The following is a 17362-nucleotide window of genomic DNA, read 5'->3' on the forward strand; positions in this document are numbered from 1 at the left end:
ATGCGAACCACCATCTACCTGCCCGATGACCTCGCCCGGGTGGTGGAGGCGTACCTGAAGGAGCACCCCCAGACCAACCTCTCGGCCCTGGTGCAGGAAGCGCTGGAGGCCCGGTTGCGCCGCAACCCGGCGGCCCTTTTGGAGCTGGCCGGGGTCGTCGAGAAGGCCTCGGTAAACGCCGGGGAGGGGGCTGAGGACCGCCTGTACCGCCAGGAGCGATGACCCCGCAGAGGCTGGTTCTGGACGCGGGGCCGCTGATCGCGCTCTTCCACGCCGCCGACCCTGACCACGAGGCGGCGGTGCGCGGGTTCCGCGCGCTGGCGGAGGGGAATAGCCGCCTGATCACCCCCCTGCCGGTGGTGTTCGAGGTGTACAAGTGGCTGCTCTTCGAGGGGGGTGCGGCGGTGGCCCGGCGGGCCCTGGAACGGATGGTGGAGGCGTTGGAGGTCGTTCCGCTCGGGCTGGAAGACCTCGAGGCCATCCGGGTGCTGCTGGCCTCGAGGCCGGAGTGGAGGGGCACCCTGGAGGACGCGGGCGTGGTGCTCCTGGCCCTGCGGTCCAAAGCCCAGGTGTGGACGCTGAACTACCGCGACCTGGGGGTGTTCAGGGAGCTGCAGTTCTGGGCGGGCTGAGGGGGCTTCTTGCCCCTCGACCCCTCGCCCTGACAGGGAGGCGCGAACAGTTGGCAAATAGCGCACATTACTTCACCTCAACGCTCGCACGCCTCCGCCTCCCGCCACCTCACCTCAACGAGCTCCCACAAAGCGAAAGCCACGAACCGGTATACTCTCTCACAGGAGGCGCCAGGTGAAGGCCAGGCCTGAAGTCGCGCGCAAGTGTAGCTCGCAGAGGGCGAAGGCCTTCACCGGAGTCCAGGCTCTTCTCGTCTTTCCCTCTGAAGAAGACCGCAAGGCCGTCCTGGACCTCATGCGACGCTTCTCCGCTGGGGTACGTTACGCCTACAACCGTCTTTTAGAAGGGAAGGACCGGGACAAACTCAAACGGCAAAACAGTCCTCTGTCCGTCCTCTTCGGTCTGAACACCCGCTACGCCGATGACGCGATCTTGAAGGCCCAGGCCGTCCTGGACTCCGCCAGGGAACTGGGAGAGGATCCCCGGAAGGTCGTCTTCGGGGGTAGAAAAGCTTTTGAACAATTAAAGCGCAGGCACCTCTCAGGTAAGCCCCTGGAGGAACTCCAGCGGGAGTGGAAGGAGAGGCGGCAGGGCCTCCTCTACTCCCGTGGGGACCAGACCAAGGGGGGCAACCTGAACCTGAGGCTCCTCGTCAAGGACGGAGCCTTGCGGCTCCGGATCAACCTCGCAGACGGAAGCTACGCCCACGCCCTGGTCAGGACGAGGCACCCCAACCTGAACGCCCTGGTGGAGAGGGTCTACGCCTCCCTTCCCTACAACGTGGAGCTCTCCTTGCGGGAGGGGAAGGTCTACGCCCACTTTACCTGGCAGGAGAAGCTTCCCGCTCTCCTTCACACCAGGAAAAGCGGCGTTCTGGCGATAGACATCAACGCCGACCCCTACCACCTGGCCCTGGCGGTGGTGAGCCCTGATGGAAACCTCAGGAAGCACCTCGCTCTCTCCCTGGAGGAGGTGGACCGGGCAGAGAACAGGGGAACCAAGGAACTCCTCCTCTGGAAGGTGGCCCACGAGGTCGTCTCCCTGGCCGAGGAGCACCGGGTAGCCGTCGCTACCGAACGCCTAAAATACCTTCCCAAAGGGAGGAGGGGGGACGGGTCCGGGCGAGCGTTCCGCAGGAAAGCCCACCGCTTCGCCTACGCTTCCCTCCTCCGGAAGATCCACTCCCTGGCGAGAAAGAGGGGCGTGGAGGTGGTGGAGGTAAACCCCCAGGACACCTCCACCATCGGGATGCTCAAGTACGCCCCCCTCCTCTCCCTCTCCAAGGACACATCTGCCGCTTACGTCATCGGGAGGCGGGCGTTGGGGTTTGAGGAGAAGATTCCCGGGGGGTACGAAAAGCTCCTTCAGGACGAGGGCTTCAGGGCCCACGTCGAAAACTTCTACGCTTCCAGGGCGCATGAACTCCGCGCGAAGAAGGCCGCCGAGCCCAATCCTTACCTGAAGCGCAGGCTTTCCCGCCAGATCGGGAAGACCGAGCGCCACCGATCTTTGTTTTCAAGCTTTCAGGGCTCTTCAGGGAGCCGGGAGGGGTCAACCGGTGGAAGGAACCCCCATGGCGCCCATCCCTGGCGGGTGCTGAGGGCAGGCACTTTCCTTCCCCTTCTCGGGCGCGAGGTGCCGAGGGACCTCTCTCCCCTCAAGCCCATCCTCTTCGGGGGATCGTGGAAGGGGTGGAAGGGAAGCCGAGGTCCCCATCCTGGTGGGGGGCCGGAGTGCGCTAATGTGCACTTTGGTTGACCAGGCAAGAGCCGCACTGTATTACCTCTCTGTGGTATCCTGTTACCAGGAGGTAAAACCATGATCAGCACGGCGATCTGGAGCAGCCGGATTCAGGCGGCTCTGGGGCGTGAGCCTCGGAGCGTACAGGAAGCCCTCGAGGGTTTGAGGGTGGTCCTCAAGGGAGACGAGGTGAGCAAGGAGGAGTTCTTCCAGGCCGCACGGGAGGGGGAGCGCTTCGAGCGTTTCTCCCGCGATGACCAGGTTGCCCTCATCGTCTGGGCGGCCCTGAAGGAGGCCCTGGAGAAAACCCGCAAGCGCCTCGACCAGGAGACTCCCTCCACCCTGGTCGTTCGCAAGGACGACTCGGTGAAGGAGGAGGTCAGGGGGGTCAAGCCCGTGGGTACGTGGAAAGGCCCGGATCGGGTCTACGACGTGTACCTCTGGGACTTGAAGGACACCTTGCGCAAGGGTGTCCAGGTCAGGCACCCCCAGTACGGCAGCGGCTATGTCCAGGCCGTGGAGGGTCACACCACCACGGTCCGATTCGCCTGTGGAACCAAGAAACTCCACACCAGGGCGGTGAGGAGCATGGTCGTGCGCCGCGACTGGGAGGATCGCCGGGTGGCCGACGCGAAGGGCTGGCTCGAGCGCTTCCTGGCTTCCGCTGAGGAAGTCCGGGGGATGAGCCGCCTCGAGCGGGAAGATGAGCTCGCGGGCAACCCGCACTTCTCCGAAGGGATTATTTCCGAGGAGGTGCGAGGGTACCTGGAACGCGCAGGCTACCGCGTAGACCCCCACAATCTGGAGGAACTGGCTTCGCTGGTGGATTCCCTCCCCGCCAGGGAAGAGAAGTTCAAGGAGGGCGTCCTGGGGATCACTATTCTCAGAACCCGTGACGGCAAGGCTGTCGGCTTCCGCAAGCCTGGCTTGTGGGAGACGAAAGTCGCTCCCGACGCAGAGCAGGAAAGCTTTGCAGCGCTCATCGAAGCGCAGGGGGCCCACACGGTTTTGGCGGAGATGCTCCAGGGAGAGGGCTGGTCGGTGAGCGAGGTGCGTGCGCACCTGAGCAAGCTGGCCAAGGCTCTTTCACCGGCTGATGCGAAGCGGCTGTTTGGTCTCTTACAGGAGATCGCCGCCCTCCGCCGGTTGAAGGTGGAGTTGCATCGCGCCGGATTTTCCCCCGTTCGGGCCGTCGCTTACCGCGACTCGAGCGGGGAGGTCGTCTACACCGCTCCGGTGTACGGCTAAGGTAAGCGTCCTTTTTCGCCTCTCAGAGAAAGTCCTTTTCTCTGGGGGTTCTTTTTTTACGGAGGTGCTATGAAGGTTGTCTCGTGTCCCAGGCTCCCCTACCCCAACTTCTGGAACGGGTACGCCTGGTGCGACGTGGATGTGTACCAACTGGGGTTGCACGTCCTGGTGGTTCTGCGGGATCAGAACGATCACGGGGGTACCAGCGTGACCAACGCCATCGAGATCGTGGCCCGGCGGGTGCGCGAGCAGATACTGGCCCCCGAGGGGCTGGAGGGCCTCGAGGTGCACTGGGTGGAGTGGAGCCGCACCGACCGAATAGCCAGTACAGTCGTCTTCCGCAACCCAGAGCGGCTGGAGGGTCCGACCTGGCAGTACCTATCCGCCAAGGAGTTCGAGAAGATTCTGAGCGCCTTCGAGGCCCCGGGCCAGCTCGCGGCGTGGATCCGGGAGGGGGCGCTCGACCTGGAAGGGTGGGAGGAGTCCAGGGGAGAGCCCCGCAGCCGGGGCAACTGAGGCGTTTGTTCCGCTGTGAAGGGGCGAACCAGGGGGCGGCAGAAGCCGCCCCCCTTCTTTGAGCGAGGAGGTAGCCGTGAAAGGCGACACGCTCGTAGAAGGCATCAAAAACCAGATCAAACAGCTGGCTGCTGAACTGAAGGAGGGTCGGAGCCAGGGGTTCCTGGCCTTTTTGGAAAAGGCGGGCCGCTTCCACCGCTACAGCGCCCGCAACGTCATGCTTATCCTCATGCAGCGCCCGGAGGCCACGCTGGTAGCCGGGATCAAGCGCTGGAACGAGCTGGGACGGCGCGTGAAGAAGGGCGAGAAAGGCATCGCCATCCTCGCGCCCACCCTGAAGCGGGTGGATGTGGTGGATGAGGCCACCGGGGAGGTGCGGGAAGAGCGCAATCTGGTAGGCTTCCACACCACCTACGTCTTCGACATTGCGCAAACCGAGGGCGAGCCGCTGGAGCCCCAGGGAGAGGAGATTCCCCAGGGGGCCGCGCTATACGCCCGGCTCAGGGCGGCCTGCCCGGTAGTGGTAGAGGAGGGATTGCTCCCCGGCGGGGCGCTGGGCAAGGCCGACGGGAAACGGATCGTGCTGGCGGCGGATCAGGGCCACACCCGCAAGGCCGAGACGCTTTTACACGAGTGGGCGCACGTGCTGCTGCACTTTGGGGGAATAAACCTGCCCCGGGAGGTGGAAGAACTCGAGGCCGAGGCGGTGGCCTACGCGGTGGGGAAAGAGGTGGGGCTGCCCATGAGCGGCAGTCGGGACTACATCCTGCACTGGCGGGGCACAGTGGAGGGGCTGGAGGCCTCCCTCGAGCGCATTCAGCGGGCGGCCAGGGAGATCCTGGAAGGCCTCGAGCGGGAGGAACGAGTCCTGGCGGCAGCCTAAACCAGGGGGCGGCAGAGACCGCCCTTTTTCCTTTTCCGAGGCGGATATATGAAAAAGCGCGTGCGTTTTGCTCGAGGCCATGCCTGGGGAATGGGCCGCAGTACCCAGACCCACGGCGATAAGCGGCAGAAAAGGATGAAGACTCGGGGAGCTCGGCTTCGGGCGGCCTTGCGAGACGAGTGAGAACCAGGGGGCGGCGGGAGCCGCCCCGCTTCTTTGGGTGAGGTGATCGCTATGCAGATCGAACTCAGCGAAAAGGAAGTCAAGGCCCTGCTGGAGCTCCTCAAAGAGCACCTGTACTACGGCTGGATTGAGCAGGACGGGGAGTTCGGGGTGGTCGCCAGCGGGCGGGCCTCGGCCACGCTCAGGGAGCTCTACCGGCGGCTCAAGGGGGGTCAGGCCAAAGCGGCCTGATTCTTGCCCCCGTGGAGGTGGGTATGGGTTTGGATCTGGGGCAAGAACGGGCGCGGGCGGTGCGGGCGCTGGACAACCTGCTGGCCCTGATCGAGGAGGCCGAGCGCGACCTCGAGCAGGCCCAGGCCCGGCTGGAGGGGCTGCTGCCCTTGCGGGTGGTGTGGAAGAAGAAGACCTGTGGCAACGATAAATGCCGCTGCACGCGGGGGGCGCTGCACGGGCCGTACCCCTACCTGATCGAGCACAGGGAGGGGAAAAAGATCGAACACTATCTCGGGAAGGGCTGGACGCCGCCTGAAGGAGCCATCGCGCCCGAGCGGTACAACGCCCTGATGCAGGACTTCAAGAGCAAAAGAACACGCCTGGAGCGGCTCATGGGGTATCTGGACGAGGCGGTGGAGGTCATGCGCAGGTATTGAATCTTGCCCCCTTTTTGAAAGCAAAGCGCTGCTCAGGGGGCAAGAAGAAAGGAGGAAAACAATGCGACGAATCAATGACCCGGTGATTTTGCGGGACTGCCTGTCCCGGCTCGCTTCCGGGCCTCTTACCCCGGCCCAGGCCCGGCTGTTGCTGGCCTCGAGGGGTATCCGAGCCCAGCACAAAGCAGTGGAAGCCGCCTTACAGGATTTTGGCAGAGTCAGTTTGCCCGTACCGAAGCAATCCAAGCAGCACAAGCCCCGTCTGAAGTCCCTGGACGACCTGCCCCTCACCCCCAGGGAGCGGGAGATCATGGAGCGCTTGCGGCGGGAACGGGAGCGGCTATGAGGAACCAGGGGGCGGCAGAGGCCGCCCCACTTCTTTTTTTGAGGTGATTGTATGCGTGAGGAGCTCTGTCCCGAATGCCAGGGCAACGGCTATGTCGAGTACATCGCTGGAAGCTACTACAGCGAATCGTTCGGCAACTACCTGCCGCTAGAGGACGTTGCGCCGTGCAGAACTTGTAGCGGTACCGGATACGTCGAGGTGGACGATGAAAGCGAAGCGGTTTTTGAAGAAAGTTGGTCGGCTTGAACTCTCCTACCTGCCCGAGGCCCCCGACCACGGCTGGCCGGAACTGGCGGTCGTCCTGGGCAGGCGGGTCATTCCGGTGGCGGTGGGCAGCGAGGCCACGGTGCTCTAGCACCACCCCCTGGACGAGGTAGGCTTCCGGGCCCTGGCGGAGCGGTATGCCACGGAAGAGAAGCCGGTATCGGCTTGAGGCCCATCGGTTGTGGGAGGTGCTCGAGCGGCTCTCCCTCAAGGACGGGCTCTTGCTGTGGGAGGCCCTGGGGGAAGACCCCAGGGACTTTCCTTTAGGGAAAGCGGAGGCGCTGAAGAAGGCGAAACAGCGGATTCGGGGGGACAGAATGTCCCCGGGAATCACGCGAAACGAGGGGACAAAATGTCCCGCCCCTTTGCGTGCTGGAGAAAGAAGACCCCTTGCGAAAAAGGAGAAACGAGGGGACAGAGTGTCCCCTGGAAAAAGAGGAAATCAGGGGACAGAACGTCCCCGTTACCCCGACCCCGCCGGAGCGCTGGCCCAGGAACTGGGGGGCTGGCGGGCGGGGCTTTTGTACCGGGCCCGCAAGGAGCAGAACGGGCTGATCCAGAAGCTGGCCCACCAGCACAGGGAAAGTCTGCTGGAGCTGCTGAACCTGGCCGAGGGGCTGCCCCTGCCGAGGAGAATCCCCACCACCCTGGCCTGGCTGGAGGAGTTTGCCAGGGAGCTCGAGCGCCTGGGCGACGCCGAGGTGCTGAAGGCGCTGCTCGAGGTGAGGAAGCGAGGCGCGGAGAACCCCCTGAGCTACGCGGCCCGGGTGCTGGCGGCGAGGGGTGTGCAGAAGAAGGAGGAAGTATGGACACCGACCGGCGAGCAGTTCTGAATCTTGCCCCCTGGCTGGAGGGCCTACGAGTCAAAGGGGGGCAAGAAGTCCCCACCGATCCCGGCCTGCCCCCCTGCCCCCTATGCGGCGCGGCGGCCCTGGCCGGCTACATCTTCGAGCGGCCCGGCCAGATCGAGCACGACTGCGACTGCCACTACCTCGAGCCCGAGCGCTACCAGACCGCGCTGCTCAAATCCTGGCGGCGCTACACCGCACCGAAGCTGCTCGCGAAAGACCTCGAGGGCTACCCCCGCTACCGCGACTACCTGGAAAAGCCCCTGGACGTGCACGCGGGCAACCGAGCGGCCATCGAGGCAGCACGGGCCTACCGGGGCGGCCTGCTCTACCTGTGGGGGCCTCCGGGGGTCGGCAAGACCCACCTGGCTTTGCGGCTGGCGGGGCGGCTGGTCGGTGAGGGGCGCTTTGTGCGCTTCCACAGCGAGCTCGACTTCCTGGCCGAGGAGCGGCTGGCGGCGGCGGGGGAGGGGGCCTTGCCCCAGTACGAGCGGCTCATCCTCGACGACGGGGGCAAGGCCCGAATCAGCCCCTTCAGCGCCGAACGCCTCTACGCCCTGGTCGAACGCGCCAGCGCGGGCGGGTGCGACCTGATCCTCACCAGCAACCTCTCCCCCGAAGCCTTCGCGGCCCGGCTGGGGGAGGTGGGCGAGGCGGTGCTCTCGCGGATAAAAGGTAGCGAGGTGGTGGAAGTCAAAGGGCAGGACAGAAGGGACCCGGGGGCGGCTGGAGCCGCCCCACACTCCACGGGGGAAAGGAGAAAAGATGAAGATGAACATTGAACCAGTGCTAAAAGACCTGGAAGGAGCCCTGCACGAGCTGGCCGAGGCTCAGATCACCCGCGAGCGTTACCGGGAGGCTCTCGAGGTCGCCCGGGCCACCGCCCTGCTCTCGGGAGTGATCAACGGCGAGAATAGCGAGGAACGCGAGGCCCAGGCCCGCGTGACCCTGATTCAGGAGCACGAGAATCTTCGCATCGCAGAGGAGCGGCTGACCTGGGCCCGGGTGCCCGGGTCCGGGCCGAACTCACCCGCGCCCGGTTTGAAGCGGCCAGAGTCCTGGCCGGAAAGGAGCGGCTATGAGCATACTAGGACGCGCCACCGCCCGCGTCCCCGAGGCCCGCGCCCTGCTGGAAGCGCGGGTAGCGCAGGGCAAAACCACCTACGGAACCACCCTGGACGAAAACCAGGCTCCGCTCGAAACACGGCTCCAGCACGCCCTGGAAGAGGCCCTGGATCTGCTGCAGTACCTCGAGTGGGCCCTGGAGAAGGCTCCGGAACCAGGCCGCGCCCAGCTCCAGATGCTGGCCGGACTGGCCGCCCTGACGGTACGGGGTCTGCTCCACCCCGGGGAGCGCCCGCTCCTGTGCGGGGTCAACGTCTTCAACGAAGCCTACGAGGTCAGCACCCACGTGCTCGACTTGAGCCAGGAGGAAGCAGCCCGCCTGGAAGGCTTCGACGACCTCATGAACCGGCTGAGGCACCGCCTGGTGGAGGTGATCAATTGACCCGGGGGCGGCAGGGGCCGCCCCGTTTTTTCTTCCGAGGTGAACCATGAAAAACATCCGCGAACGAGTAGAAGGTTTTCTGAACCGGCTGGAGCGGGCTGAGGGCCTGCTGCTGGAGGGTCGGATTCACCGGGTGGAAGGACTCCCGCACACCTACGTGGTGCGGGGGAGCGAAAACTACCTTGTGAATCTCGAGCGCGAGACCTGCACCTGCCCCGACCACGCCAGGGGCCACACCTGCAAGCACCTGCTGGCGGCGGTGCTGCTGGAGCGGGGAGAGAAGAAAGGGCTGGTTCGGACGCTCAATGAGGCCGCCGCGTGAACAACAGGCCATCGAATACATCCCCTTCTGAGCAGGGGAAAAGAGCACCAGGGGGTGGCTTCGGCCACCCCTTCACTTTTTTTGAAAGGAGTAAATCATGGACAGAATCAGCATCCTGACCCAACCCCTCACCACCGACGAGATCGAGTGGAAGATTATCTCGGCCAAGAACGGCCAGACCACCCTGGCCCCCTACATCGACGCACGAGCCGTCATGAGCCGCCTGGACAAAGCCTTCGGCCCCTTCGGCTGGCAGGTGCGTTACACTCCGGCTCAGGTGGGCAGCGAGCACGGGGTGATCGCCAGCATTACCATCAAAAACCCGGAAACCGGGGAGTGGGTGGAGAAGCAGGACGGTTCAGGCGCTTCTGACATGGAGCCCTTCAAGGGAGGCATCTCCGGCGCTTTGAAAAGAGCCGCCACCACCTGGGGCATCGGGCGGGAGCTTTACAGCTACCCCAGGGTGGTTGTGGAGGGGGAGCACAGGTTCATCCCCTTCAAGGTGCTGGAGCGGCTCAAGGGCTTGCCCAAGGCCGTTGCGGAGGGTAAGCCTCTACCGGAGGTCATCCGGCTCAACACGGAGGGGGAGAGTGTGCGGAAGGGGGGTTGATCACACCCCCCTCTTCTCTAAGCTGGCAGGGGCACGCTGCTGAGGAAGCCAGTTTTCCCTTCCCTATAAAAGCACAGCTTGCTATACTCTGCACTTGACCGCTCGATGCCCAGGGCGGCAAAAGCTGCTAAGCGACTGCCTATGATCGACCAAGCACACACCCTCACGCTTAATTGGGAGGGGCCCTTTGCCTGGCCGGGATTCGAGAGTGTGGCTGGGCTGCCTTCACTTCCCCAAAAACCCGGGGTCTACCTTCAGACCTTCGAATACCAGAACGGCTACCTGATCTACCTCGCCGGGATCACCCGTCGCCCGGTCTCCGCCCGCTTCAAGGATCACACCCGCAAATACCTCAACGGAGAGTACAACGTACTGGACATCGACGCGGCCCGGCGAGGGGTGCGTAAGGAGGTTTGGCACGGCTGGGGGTACGCGCGGGCGCACCGGGAGGAGTTCGAGGCGCGCAAGCCGGAGATCCTCGAGGCTGTACACCGACAGCTGGCGGGCTTTTGCATCTTCGTTGCGGACGTGGGCACTGGCCCTCGAGTCCTCGAGCGCATCGAGGCTGCGGTCATGAACCATCTGTACCGGCAGCCGCCCCCTTTCTGCGACATTCCCGACAAAGGCATGTACCTGGCTCCCCGCCGACCTTCGGAGGACCCCATCCGGGCCGAGAACGTTTGCAGGGCTCTTCTCCACGGGCTCCCTGATTTCGTGGAGGTATAGCAGGGGAGGGGGAAGCCCCCCTCCGGGTGACCTACAACATCCTGGCCTGCTTAGAGGTGGACGAGAGGAAGCTGGCGCGGGCGAGGCGGAGGCTGGAGGGGACGGGGTCCAGCCTGCCGGATCAAAAGGGGAGACCCACGGCCAAGCCCACCCTGCGCTGGGTGTTTCAACTCTTTATGTGGGTCCGCCTGGTGGAGCTGGGGGGCAAGTTGCTGGTCCTCAACCTGGCTTCCCACCACGAGACCGCGGTGCGCCTCCTGGGGGCCGGGCGATATTACCTCCTGGAGTGAGGGGGGTGCGGAATGTGGGCTAAAGACCTACCACCCCGGCCTGTTTACCGTAACAAACACGGTCAGCCGGGACAGGCAGGTGTCATTCGCTACTTTTGAAGCTTGATCGGACGCGCTCAGGGCTCAGTTCAGCCGCGGAGGTTTCTACGACGTAAGGAACCTCGAGCGCCTGGAAATGGGCCCTGCCGCTCTCGATCTTGAGGCGCTCGCTGACGCGCAGCTTAGTCATGTCCTTGCTGCCCTTGGTCTCGCAGATGAAGTAGAGCTTCTCCTGCTCGCCATCTACCATGACCACGGCCCAGTCGGGGCGGTACTTGCCGAGCGGGGTGTCCACCTCGAACCAGTCAGGGAGCTTAACGAAGAGCTTCACATCCTCGCGCTTGTCCAGGGCTTCGGCGAAGCCCCGCTCGACCTCCGACTGGAAGATCACCCCGTCGTAGATGGAATTGCTCACCTCGACGATTTTGTCCAGGTAGCCAATGAGTTCCTTGCTCTCGAAGAGCATCATGTCGTAGGCCTGTCCCTCGAGCCGTTCGTACTTGATGCCCTCCACCATCAGCTCCCCGAGGGTGTTCCTGATGGCGGCTAGGGCTAGGTCGATGAACTGTTGGGGGTTCTCCTTGGCATCCGCCAGCCGCCCCGACTCCTTGAGGATGCGGGCCAGGGTGCCGCGAGTCAGCTCGGTCTCGCGCTGAAGGTAGGCCAGCAGGTCAGGGACGGCGGGGCGGAAGTCCAGGTCTTCGGTGTTGACCCTGACGAGTGCGGTCTCGAGGTCTTCGCCAAGCCGGACGATGCGCCCCTTTTCGATGCGGTAGCGCGGGCGCTCGACCTTTGGCATCTCACGGATGGCCTTGGCGGCCCGCTGCACGAGGTCCTCGGTGTCGAACTCCACCCGGTAGCGGGTGTGGTGCTTGATCCGTTCCCAAAGCGCGCGGAAGTCCTCGTTGAGCTCCCAGCCCTTCTTGAGCTTGAGGGTGCGCCGCTCGCGGCTGTTTTTGATACGCTCCTGCCCAAAGTCAAGGCCGGTCTCCTCCTCGATTTCGGTCTGCAGGGCCTTAGCGAAGTCCTTGTAGCTCTCGTTGGCGATGACGGTCAGCCGATTGATCCGGGCGTCGAACGATCGTTCCCCGTTCTCGCGCACCGGCAGGCGCAGGCCCCGCCCGATCTCCTGGCGTTTCTTGACCTCGGAGCGGGTCTCGTTGAGCGTGCAGATCTGGAACACGTTGGGGTTGTCCCAGCCCTCGCGCAAGGCCGAGTGGCTGAAGATGAAGCGCAAGGGCTCCTCCAGCGACAACAGCCGCTCCTTATCGCGCATGATCTTCTCGTAGGCCTCCTCGTCGGCCTGGGTATTGCCCGAGGTGTCCTTCCATCCTGTCTTGTCCTCGGCGAAGTAGCCCCCGTGCACCTGCTCCACCGGGGGAAGGTTCAAGGAGGCGTAGACCGGGAGTGACGAAAGTTCGTGGTAGGCCTCCTCGAACCAGCGCCGAAACTTGGCGTCTTCGCCCCGGTAGTTGGCTACCCGGTCGATGAAAAACAGGGACAACACCTTGAGGCGCTGGCCCTCCGGCAGCCGCGCGACGGCGAGTTCCTTGTTCAGGTGTTCGCGCACGGTTTCTCGGATCTGCGCCCGCATCAGCTCATCGGCGTTGACTCCTTGTTCCTGCCCCTCCTCCAGGCGCACCCCGTTGGCGAAGCTCACGTACTTGAAGCCCGCGTCGATCTCGTCCACCACGTAGCCCCGGTACAGCTCCCGCCCCCCCGACAGCTCGTAGAGGTCGGAGCCCTGCTTGAGGGTCACGGATTTGCGCTTGGCGGCACTCCCGTCCCAAACGTCGAGCTCTACCTTAGCGCTGATGCTGCTTTTGGTGGCCTTGACTTCCTTCAGCTTCAGGTAGGGAACGTTGAAGTTCTCCTCCTCGAGCACCGACGTCACCTCGATCTGCTTGACCAGCCCGAGGTCGTAGGCCCGTACCGGGTCGAGCCGGTAAAGCAGGTTGTAGGGGTTGCGGTGGGTGGCTGAGTAACGCAGCGTGCAGAGGGGATTCAGGCTCGCCAGGGCTCGTTTCGCCAGGTTGCTCTCGAAGTTCTGCGGCTCGTCCACGATGACGATCGGGTGCGCCGCCCGGATGAATTCGATGGGGCAGAAGCCCGAAAGCCGGTCATTGGGGAGAAAGATCACGTTGTTGCTCGGTTTGTTGAAGGCATCAATGTTGATGATAAGGATTTGCAGGGTGTTCTCGGTAGCGAAGGAGCGCAGCCGTGAGACCTGTTTGGAGTCGTAGACCCAGTAGTCCACCGGCACGTTGCCGTAGAGGGTGTCGAAATGCTCTTTGGTGAGGCGCAGATTCGAGAGCACCCCCTCCCGGATGGCGACGCTGGGCACGGCGACGATGAACTTCTTGAAGCCGTAGAGGCGGTGCAGCTCGTAGATGGTGCGGAGGTAGACGTAGGTCTTGCCAGTCCCGGTCTCCATCTCTACCGAGAAGTTGAGCGCGATGCCGCTATCGGGGATTTCGATGGCCTCGAGCCGATCGCTCGGTTCCAGCCCGTTGGCCTCCTGCACCCGGCGGACGTTCTCCAGCAGGGCCTCTGGGCTGAGCAGCAGCCCGTTGGCGTAGGCGGCGATGCCATATAGTTCGTCGGACTCCATGCCCAGGGTGTAGAGCCCCTCGCTCAAGGGTTGCCCTTCGAATACCCCCGTCACTGCCTGGATGGCCTCGAGCTGGTACTCCTGGTTGCTCTCGAACTTGATCTTCATGGCTAGGCTGTGCGAAAGCGGATGCCCCGGTCCCGCATCTCCAGGACGATGTTGGTCTTGAGCGCGTCGTTGCCTGAGAAGGCCACGTCCAGGCACACCACCTGAAGGGGCTTAGGCTCCAAGGCCGTCATCGCCCGCAAGGTCTCGGCCCGGATGGGCCGCTCGAGGCAGACCAGCAACTGCCCCTCCGCCACCGAGTACACCTTTTGCCCATGGATCTCTTGTTCCCGGATCTTCGAGGACAGCGGCAGACCGGCCTTGAGCAACAGCTCGAAGAGCACGTCCTCCTGGCTGCGCCCCTCCACGAGGTTGTCTACGAGGCCCTCGAGAGCGCCTTGAATGTCCTCGGCCTCGCCGTCCCACAGCTTGAAGTTGCTAGTGTCTAAACTAAAGGCCCTGAAGCCTAAATCCTGGCCGTCCGGCTCTAGGAGCTGAACTGCTGATTTTTCGTCCCCCGACCTGATGCGCTCCGCCGCTTTTTGTACTCGGCCACGCGTCACACTGCTGATGGTCGGGTAATTGGGGTTGGGGGTGGGTTCGGGTAGCTGGACAAGAACGAACCTCCGGTCACCTCCGTCCTCCTGGTTCATCTCCAGCACAGCCTGCCCCAGCGTGCCTGACCCCGCGAAGAAATCGAGGACGATATCCCCGGCATCGGGCTCGGTAGCGAGCTGAAGCAGCCGCTTGAGCAGCCTCACCGGCTTGGGCGTATCGAAGGCGTCGGCGTCCTCCCCGAACAGCGATTTGAACTCCTTCTTCGCTTCGTCGGTGTGCCCGACATCGGTATGCTCCCACCAAGTATCGGCTACCACGCCAGCGACCTCTGATAGGAAGCGCTTATAGCGGGGTGTTTCATTCTCTTGGTTCAGCCCCCACCAGACACGATTCTCACTGACGTTGCGTTCATGTACTTCCCTACTGTATGCCCATACCCGTGTCGGGCTCGGCCATATCTCCTTGCCGGTCTTGGGATGAATGATCGGATAGTAAAGGTTGGGCCTCTGCTCGGAAGTTTTGTTACAGGTGTAGTTATCCGACATCCACGGTCCCCTGGGGTCATTGTCAGGGTTTTTATAAAGCCGGTTCTGCTCTTCAGTACGCTCCATTCGTTTGAGCGTCGCCACGGCCTTCCCTAGCTCGTTGAACCGGCGAGACTTCACATAAGAAAGCAGATAGTCATGGGTGTAGGAAAAATCGGTGGTGTCATTCGAGGGAGCATACTTTTTCTGCCAAAGAATGGTGGCGAGAAAGTTCTCCTCCCCGAAAATCTCATCCATGATCGCCCGGAGATTGTGCAGCTCGTGGTCGTCAATGCTGACGAAAATCACCCCGTCGTCCCGCAGGAGGCTTCGGGCGAGTTGCAGCCGAGGGTACATCATGGACAGCCACCTGCTATGGATTCGTCCTCCTTCTTCGGGTGTGGTGGTTAGCCTGACCCCATCCTCGGATAGCTGGCCGGTAAAGCGGAGGTACTGCCGAATCCCTTCCCGGAAATCGTCGGGGTATACAAAGTCGTTGCCCGTATTGTAGGGCGGGTCAATGTAGATCATCTTGACCTTGCCGTGGTAGGCCTGTTGTAACAGCTTAAGCACCTCGAGGTTGTCCCCCTCGATGATCACGTTTTCGGTGGTATCAAAATCTACGGATTGATCCCGCTTAGGTCGCAGGGTTCCCCTACTCGGGATTTGCACTGCGCGGATCGCTTCGGCCTTCCCAGCCCATGACAGCCCGTAGCGTTCCCGCCCCGTTTCCACCTTCATCCCCAACAATTTCTGGAAGGTCTCGAGGTCGAGTCTTCCCTCTGTGAAGGCCTCGGGGAAGAGTTCGCGGAGGGTCTCGAGGCGCTCCTCGATCGGGTTCGGTGTGGTGAGGAGAAGCTTGTCGGGTACCATAACGTAGAGTCAATCATAACTAGCTCGAGGCCATCCCGCACCAGGTGACGCACTGCGGGCTTTATACTTGGAACACACGCTCTGCACCGAACCGACGATGCCACGCGAGCCCACCTCCTCTCGGGTCAACCTGCTTACAGAGCACAGCATGACCTACCGCCTTTGGCGGCCCAGGGTGATGAGATGAACTACCCTAAAGCCATCGCCCACAAGGGCCCGGTGGGGTACGGGGCCACTCTGCCGCAGATTTTCAGCGTGGAGGGGCTAGGTGACTGTCTGGTCAAGTTCGCGCAATCCGATCACGGCCCCAAGGCCCTTGCTAACGAGCTGATTGGGTTCCAGGTGGCCGACGTGCTGGGCCTGGAACACCCCGAGTGCGGAGTTGTAGAGATCGAGGCGGAGGTGCTGCCCGACGACGGGAAGCTCGAGGTGACGAGCCCCTCCGGAGACCGCTTCACCTTCCTGCCAGGCCTGGCCTTCTATTCACGGTGGCTCCCCTCGGCGCAACACCCCACCCCAGACGATCTCAACACCCTCGAGCTGGCGAACCCCCGAATGCTCGCGGGTGTGGTGGTGCTGGACCTGCTGCTCGGGAACTGGGACCGCACCGCAGCCAATCCCAACCTCCTGCTCGAACGGCGCGGGCAGCGACGCTTGGTCGTGATCGACCTCGGCTTGGCCTTCGGAGGCGGGCTGTGGGAGCTGGGCAACCTACGGGATACGAGCTTCCCGCCGCTGTATGACCCGCTCCCGTATGGAGAGGACTTGGACAGACTCCTCCGGACAGTCAACCCCGCCACGGACTTTTCATCCTACCTTGGTAAAATGTCGGAGTTGAGCCGCCCTCGGCTCGAGTCCATCGTGGGGACAATTCCGTTGGAGTGGGGAATTTCATCCCGCGAGCGCGAGGCTTTGGTAGACTATGTGTGCACCAAAGCCCGGAACCTCCCCGCCTATCTCGAGCAACGGCTCCAGAAGCAGGAGTGGTGGCGATGAAACGGATGCAGGCAACCTACATGGTGATTCGGTACTTACCCGACGTACCCCGTGAGGAGTTCGTAAACGTCGGGGTGGTGCTGACCTGCCCCGATGCAGGTTTCCAGAATATTCGCATCTTGGACCATTTCAGCGAGGGCAGCCGTGCCAAGGCCCTCGGTGGCGACGGCCTTTTCGTTCGGCACGCCCTCACTAAGCTCCACAACATCATCGCCCAGCGGCGCGTGGATGACCTGCTGGGCAAGGAGGCATCCCCTGACGGCCAGCTCACCCGTGAGGGCATGGCCCTGCTCCAAGAGGTTTTCTGCAACAACATCCGCTTCAGCCCACTACGGACGGCGGTCACGAGTGACCCGGCAGCCACGCTCGCTCAGCTCTTTAGGGACTACGTGGGGGATCAGCAGCCCCGGCCAGAACCTAGAACGGTCACCCGTACATTGATCCGCAAGAGAGTCCACGAAGTATTTGTACAGTTCAGGCTCTTCTCCTTAGGGCTTAAAGAGGACTGGCGCTTGCCTCTTCTGACGGAACCCACGGTGGACCTAGCTTACAAGAACGATGCCTGGCACTTCTTCCAGGCCATCTCCTTTGCAGGCCATGAGCGAGCCGTCAAAACGGCGGTCAACGCGTACCGCCAGACCGCACGGGATGCCTGGGAATCGGACACGGAAGTCCGGGACGCACAGTTTGTGGCGCTGGTCTACAGGCCCAGCCAGCCGACATCCCAGATACGCAACCTCGAGGAAGCCCTCAAGCACGACAACATCCAGCTCAGGGACTACCGCGACGCCCCAGAAATCGCCAAGGACATCAAGCGCGACCTCGAGGCCCACCTGCTCATCCGGTAAGTCCTCCGGTTGCCCTGGCCTTAGGCATCACAGGAATAAAGCCAATCACGATGTGCAAGTGCCGCTCAGGGCGCGTCCGGGCTTTGCTATCCTGTAGCTGAT

At 63.1% G+C, this 17362-nt stretch carries 20 protein-coding genes and 1 pseudogene; 19 read left to right on the forward strand and 2 right to left on the reverse strand.

Annotation, left to right across the window (positions count from 1 at the left end):
* From MRUB_RS02850 to MRUB_RS02925, 17 genes and pseudogenes are all read left to right on the forward strand, one after another.
* Positions 1–222 (forward strand): ribbon-helix-helix domain-containing protein, encoded by a 222-nt coding sequence (locus MRUB_RS02850; protein WP_013012854.1) that lies wholly within the window; start codon positions 1–3, stop codon positions 220–222.
* On the forward strand, positions 219–632 hold the full coding sequence (locus tag MRUB_RS02855) for a type II toxin-antitoxin system VapC family toxin (protein WP_013012855.1): 414 nt from the start codon (positions 219–221) through the stop codon (positions 630–632). Before MRUB_RS02850 ends, MRUB_RS02855 begins: the two co-directional genes overlap by 4 nt.
* Positions 633–807: 175 nt before the next feature.
* The gene (locus MRUB_RS02860; RefSeq protein ID WP_013012856.1) at positions 808–2391 is read left to right on the forward strand and encodes an IS200/IS605 family accessory protein TnpB-related protein; all 1584 of its coding nucleotides are present in this window, start codon (positions 808–810) and stop codon (positions 2389–2391) included.
* Between the two features lie 60 nt (positions 2392–2451).
* The gene (locus tag MRUB_RS02865) at positions 2452–3621 is read left to right on the forward strand and encodes a hypothetical protein (RefSeq protein WP_013012857.1); all 1170 of its coding nucleotides are present in this window, start codon (positions 2452–2454) and stop codon (positions 3619–3621) included.
* Positions 3622–3690: 69 nt separating this feature from the next.
* Positions 3691–4137 (forward strand): hypothetical protein, encoded by a 447-nt coding sequence (locus tag MRUB_RS02870; RefSeq protein ID WP_013012858.1) that lies wholly within the window; start codon positions 3691–3693, stop codon positions 4135–4137.
* A 76-nt stretch (positions 4138–4213) separates the two neighbouring features.
* Entirely contained in the window at positions 4214–5020 is an 807-nt protein-coding gene (locus MRUB_RS02875) for an ArdC family protein (RefSeq protein WP_013012859.1), read from the forward strand.
* 234 nt (positions 5021–5254) lie between these two features.
* On the forward strand, positions 5255–5434 hold the full coding sequence (locus MRUB_RS02880; RefSeq protein ID WP_013012860.1) for a hypothetical protein: 180 nt from the start codon (positions 5255–5257) through the stop codon (positions 5432–5434).
* A gap of 23 nt (positions 5435–5457) precedes the next feature.
* The gene (locus tag MRUB_RS02885) at positions 5458–5853 is read left to right on the forward strand and encodes a DUF6788 family protein (RefSeq protein WP_013012861.1); all 396 of its coding nucleotides are present in this window, start codon (positions 5458–5460) and stop codon (positions 5851–5853) included.
* Between the two features lie 61 nt (positions 5854–5914).
* Complete coding sequence (locus MRUB_RS02890; RefSeq protein ID WP_013012862.1) at positions 5915–6199, forward strand: hypothetical protein; 285 nt, start codon at positions 5915–5917, stop codon at positions 6197–6199.
* Between the two features lie 205 nt (positions 6200–6404).
* Positions 6405–6554: a hypothetical protein gene (locus MRUB_RS15740; RefSeq protein ID WP_015586376.1), complete on the forward strand. Its 150-nt coding sequence runs from the start codon at positions 6405–6407 to the stop codon at positions 6552–6554.
* Between the two features lie 328 nt (positions 6555–6882).
* Complete coding sequence (locus tag MRUB_RS16065; RefSeq protein ID WP_244403989.1) at positions 6883–7296, forward strand: hypothetical protein; 414 nt, start codon at positions 6883–6885, stop codon at positions 7294–7296.
* Positions 7269–8093: an ATP-binding protein gene (locus tag MRUB_RS02900; protein ID WP_013012865.1), complete on the forward strand. Its 825-nt coding sequence runs from the start codon at positions 7269–7271 to the stop codon at positions 8091–8093. The genes MRUB_RS16065 and MRUB_RS02900 overlap by 28 nt, the downstream gene beginning before the upstream one ends.
* 296 nt (positions 8094–8389) lie before the next feature.
* Positions 8390–8818 carry a hypothetical protein gene (locus tag MRUB_RS02905; protein WP_013012866.1) on the forward strand — a complete coding sequence of 143 codons (429 nt, stop codon included), beginning with the start codon at positions 8390–8392 and terminating at the stop codon, positions 8816–8818.
* A gap of 46 nt (positions 8819–8864) precedes the next feature.
* Positions 8865–9140, forward strand: coding sequence for an SWIM zinc finger family protein (locus MRUB_RS02910; RefSeq protein WP_013012867.1), 276 nt, complete (start codon positions 8865–8867; stop codon positions 9138–9140).
* 97 nt (positions 9141–9237) lie between these two features.
* Positions 9238–9750, forward strand: coding sequence for a Rad52/Rad22 family DNA repair protein (locus MRUB_RS02915; RefSeq protein WP_013012868.1), 513 nt, complete (start codon positions 9238–9240; stop codon positions 9748–9750).
* Positions 9751–9891: 141 nt separating this feature from the next.
* Positions 9892–10476 carry a hypothetical protein gene (locus tag MRUB_RS02920; RefSeq protein WP_013012869.1) on the forward strand — a complete coding sequence of 195 codons (585 nt, stop codon included), beginning with the start codon at positions 9892–9894 and terminating at the stop codon, positions 10474–10476.
* A gap of 83 nt (positions 10477–10559) precedes the next feature.
* Positions 10560–10766: pseudogene (locus tag MRUB_RS02925) on the forward strand (IS1634 family transposase); the annotation flags it as partial.
* Positions 10767–10848: 82 nt separating this feature from the next.
* On the opposite strand, the gene MRUB_RS02930 reads toward MRUB_RS02925, so the two are convergent.
* The gene (locus MRUB_RS02930; RefSeq protein WP_013012870.1) at positions 10849–13524 is read right to left on the reverse strand and encodes a restriction endonuclease; all 2676 of its coding nucleotides are present in this window, start codon (positions 13522–13524) and stop codon (positions 10849–10851) included.
* A gap of 2 nt (positions 13525–13526) precedes the next feature.
* Positions 13527–15416 (reverse strand): site-specific DNA-methyltransferase, encoded by a 1890-nt coding sequence (locus tag MRUB_RS02935; RefSeq protein ID WP_013012871.1) that lies wholly within the window; start codon positions 15414–15416, stop codon positions 13527–13529.
* Between the two features lie 183 nt (positions 15417–15599).
* Between MRUB_RS02935 and MRUB_RS02940 the strand changes: the two genes are divergently transcribed.
* Together MRUB_RS02940 and MRUB_RS02945 are read left to right on the forward strand one after the other, a co-directional pair.
* Entirely contained in the window at positions 15600–16412 is an 813-nt protein-coding gene (locus MRUB_RS02940) for a HipA family kinase (protein WP_013012872.1), read from the forward strand.
* Complete coding sequence (locus MRUB_RS02945; RefSeq protein ID WP_013012873.1) at positions 16409–17260, forward strand: DUF3037 domain-containing protein; 852 nt, start codon at positions 16409–16411, stop codon at positions 17258–17260. Before MRUB_RS02940 ends, MRUB_RS02945 begins: the two co-directional genes overlap by 4 nt.
* The last annotated feature ends 102 nt before the right edge of the window (positions 17261–17362 follow it).

Origin of the sequence: Meiothermus ruber DSM 1279 (assembly GCF_000024425.1) — a bacterium.
GTDB lineage: Bacteria > Deinococcota > Deinococci > Deinococcales > Thermaceae > Meiothermus > Meiothermus ruber.

Excerpts from the sequence above, each read along its gene's own strand:
- MRUB_RS02910 (WP_013012867.1), top strand. The coding sequence starts at position 8,865 with ATGAAAAACATCCGCGAACGAGTAGAAGGTTTTCTGAACCGGCTGGAG.
- MRUB_RS02865 (WP_013012857.1), top strand. The coding sequence starts at position 2,452 with ATGATCAGCACGGCGATCTGGAGCAGCCGGATTCAGGCGGCTCTGGGG.
- MRUB_RS02850 (WP_013012854.1), top strand. The coding sequence starts at position 1 with ATGCGAACCACCATCTACCTGCCCGATGACCTCGCCCGGGTGGTGGAG.
- MRUB_RS02935 (WP_013012871.1), bottom strand. The coding sequence starts at position 15,416 with ATGGTACCCGACAAGCTTCTCCTCACCACACCGAACCCGATCGAGGAG.
- MRUB_RS15740 (WP_015586376.1), top strand. The coding sequence starts at position 6,405 with ATGAAAGCGAAGCGGTTTTTGAAGAAAGTTGGTCGGCTTGAACTCTCC.
- MRUB_RS02890 (WP_013012862.1), top strand. The coding sequence starts at position 5,915 with ATGCGACGAATCAATGACCCGGTGATTTTGCGGGACTGCCTGTCCCGG.
- MRUB_RS02905 (WP_013012866.1), top strand. The coding sequence starts at position 8,390 with ATGAGCATACTAGGACGCGCCACCGCCCGCGTCCCCGAGGCCCGCGCC.
- MRUB_RS02880 (WP_013012860.1), top strand. The coding sequence starts at position 5,255 with ATGCAGATCGAACTCAGCGAAAAGGAAGTCAAGGCCCTGCTGGAGCTC.
- MRUB_RS02870 (WP_013012858.1), top strand. The coding sequence starts at position 3,691 with ATGAAGGTTGTCTCGTGTCCCAGGCTCCCCTACCCCAACTTCTGGAAC.
- MRUB_RS02930 (WP_013012870.1), bottom strand. The coding sequence starts at position 13,524 with ATGAAGATCAAGTTCGAGAGCAACCAGGAGTACCAGCTCGAGGCCATC.
- MRUB_RS02855 (WP_013012855.1), top strand. The coding sequence starts at position 219 with ATGACCCCGCAGAGGCTGGTTCTGGACGCGGGGCCGCTGATCGCGCTC.
- MRUB_RS02900 (WP_013012865.1), top strand. The coding sequence starts at position 7,269 with ATGGACACCGACCGGCGAGCAGTTCTGAATCTTGCCCCCTGGCTGGAG.
- MRUB_RS02915 (WP_013012868.1), top strand. The coding sequence starts at position 9,238 with ATGGACAGAATCAGCATCCTGACCCAACCCCTCACCACCGACGAGATC.
- MRUB_RS02920 (WP_013012869.1), top strand. The coding sequence starts at position 9,892 with ATGATCGACCAAGCACACACCCTCACGCTTAATTGGGAGGGGCCCTTT.
- MRUB_RS02945 (WP_013012873.1), top strand. The coding sequence starts at position 16,409 with ATGAAACGGATGCAGGCAACCTACATGGTGATTCGGTACTTACCCGAC.
- MRUB_RS02885 (WP_013012861.1), top strand. The coding sequence starts at position 5,458 with ATGGGTTTGGATCTGGGGCAAGAACGGGCGCGGGCGGTGCGGGCGCTG.
- MRUB_RS02940 (WP_013012872.1), top strand. The coding sequence starts at position 15,600 with ATGAACTACCCTAAAGCCATCGCCCACAAGGGCCCGGTGGGGTACGGG.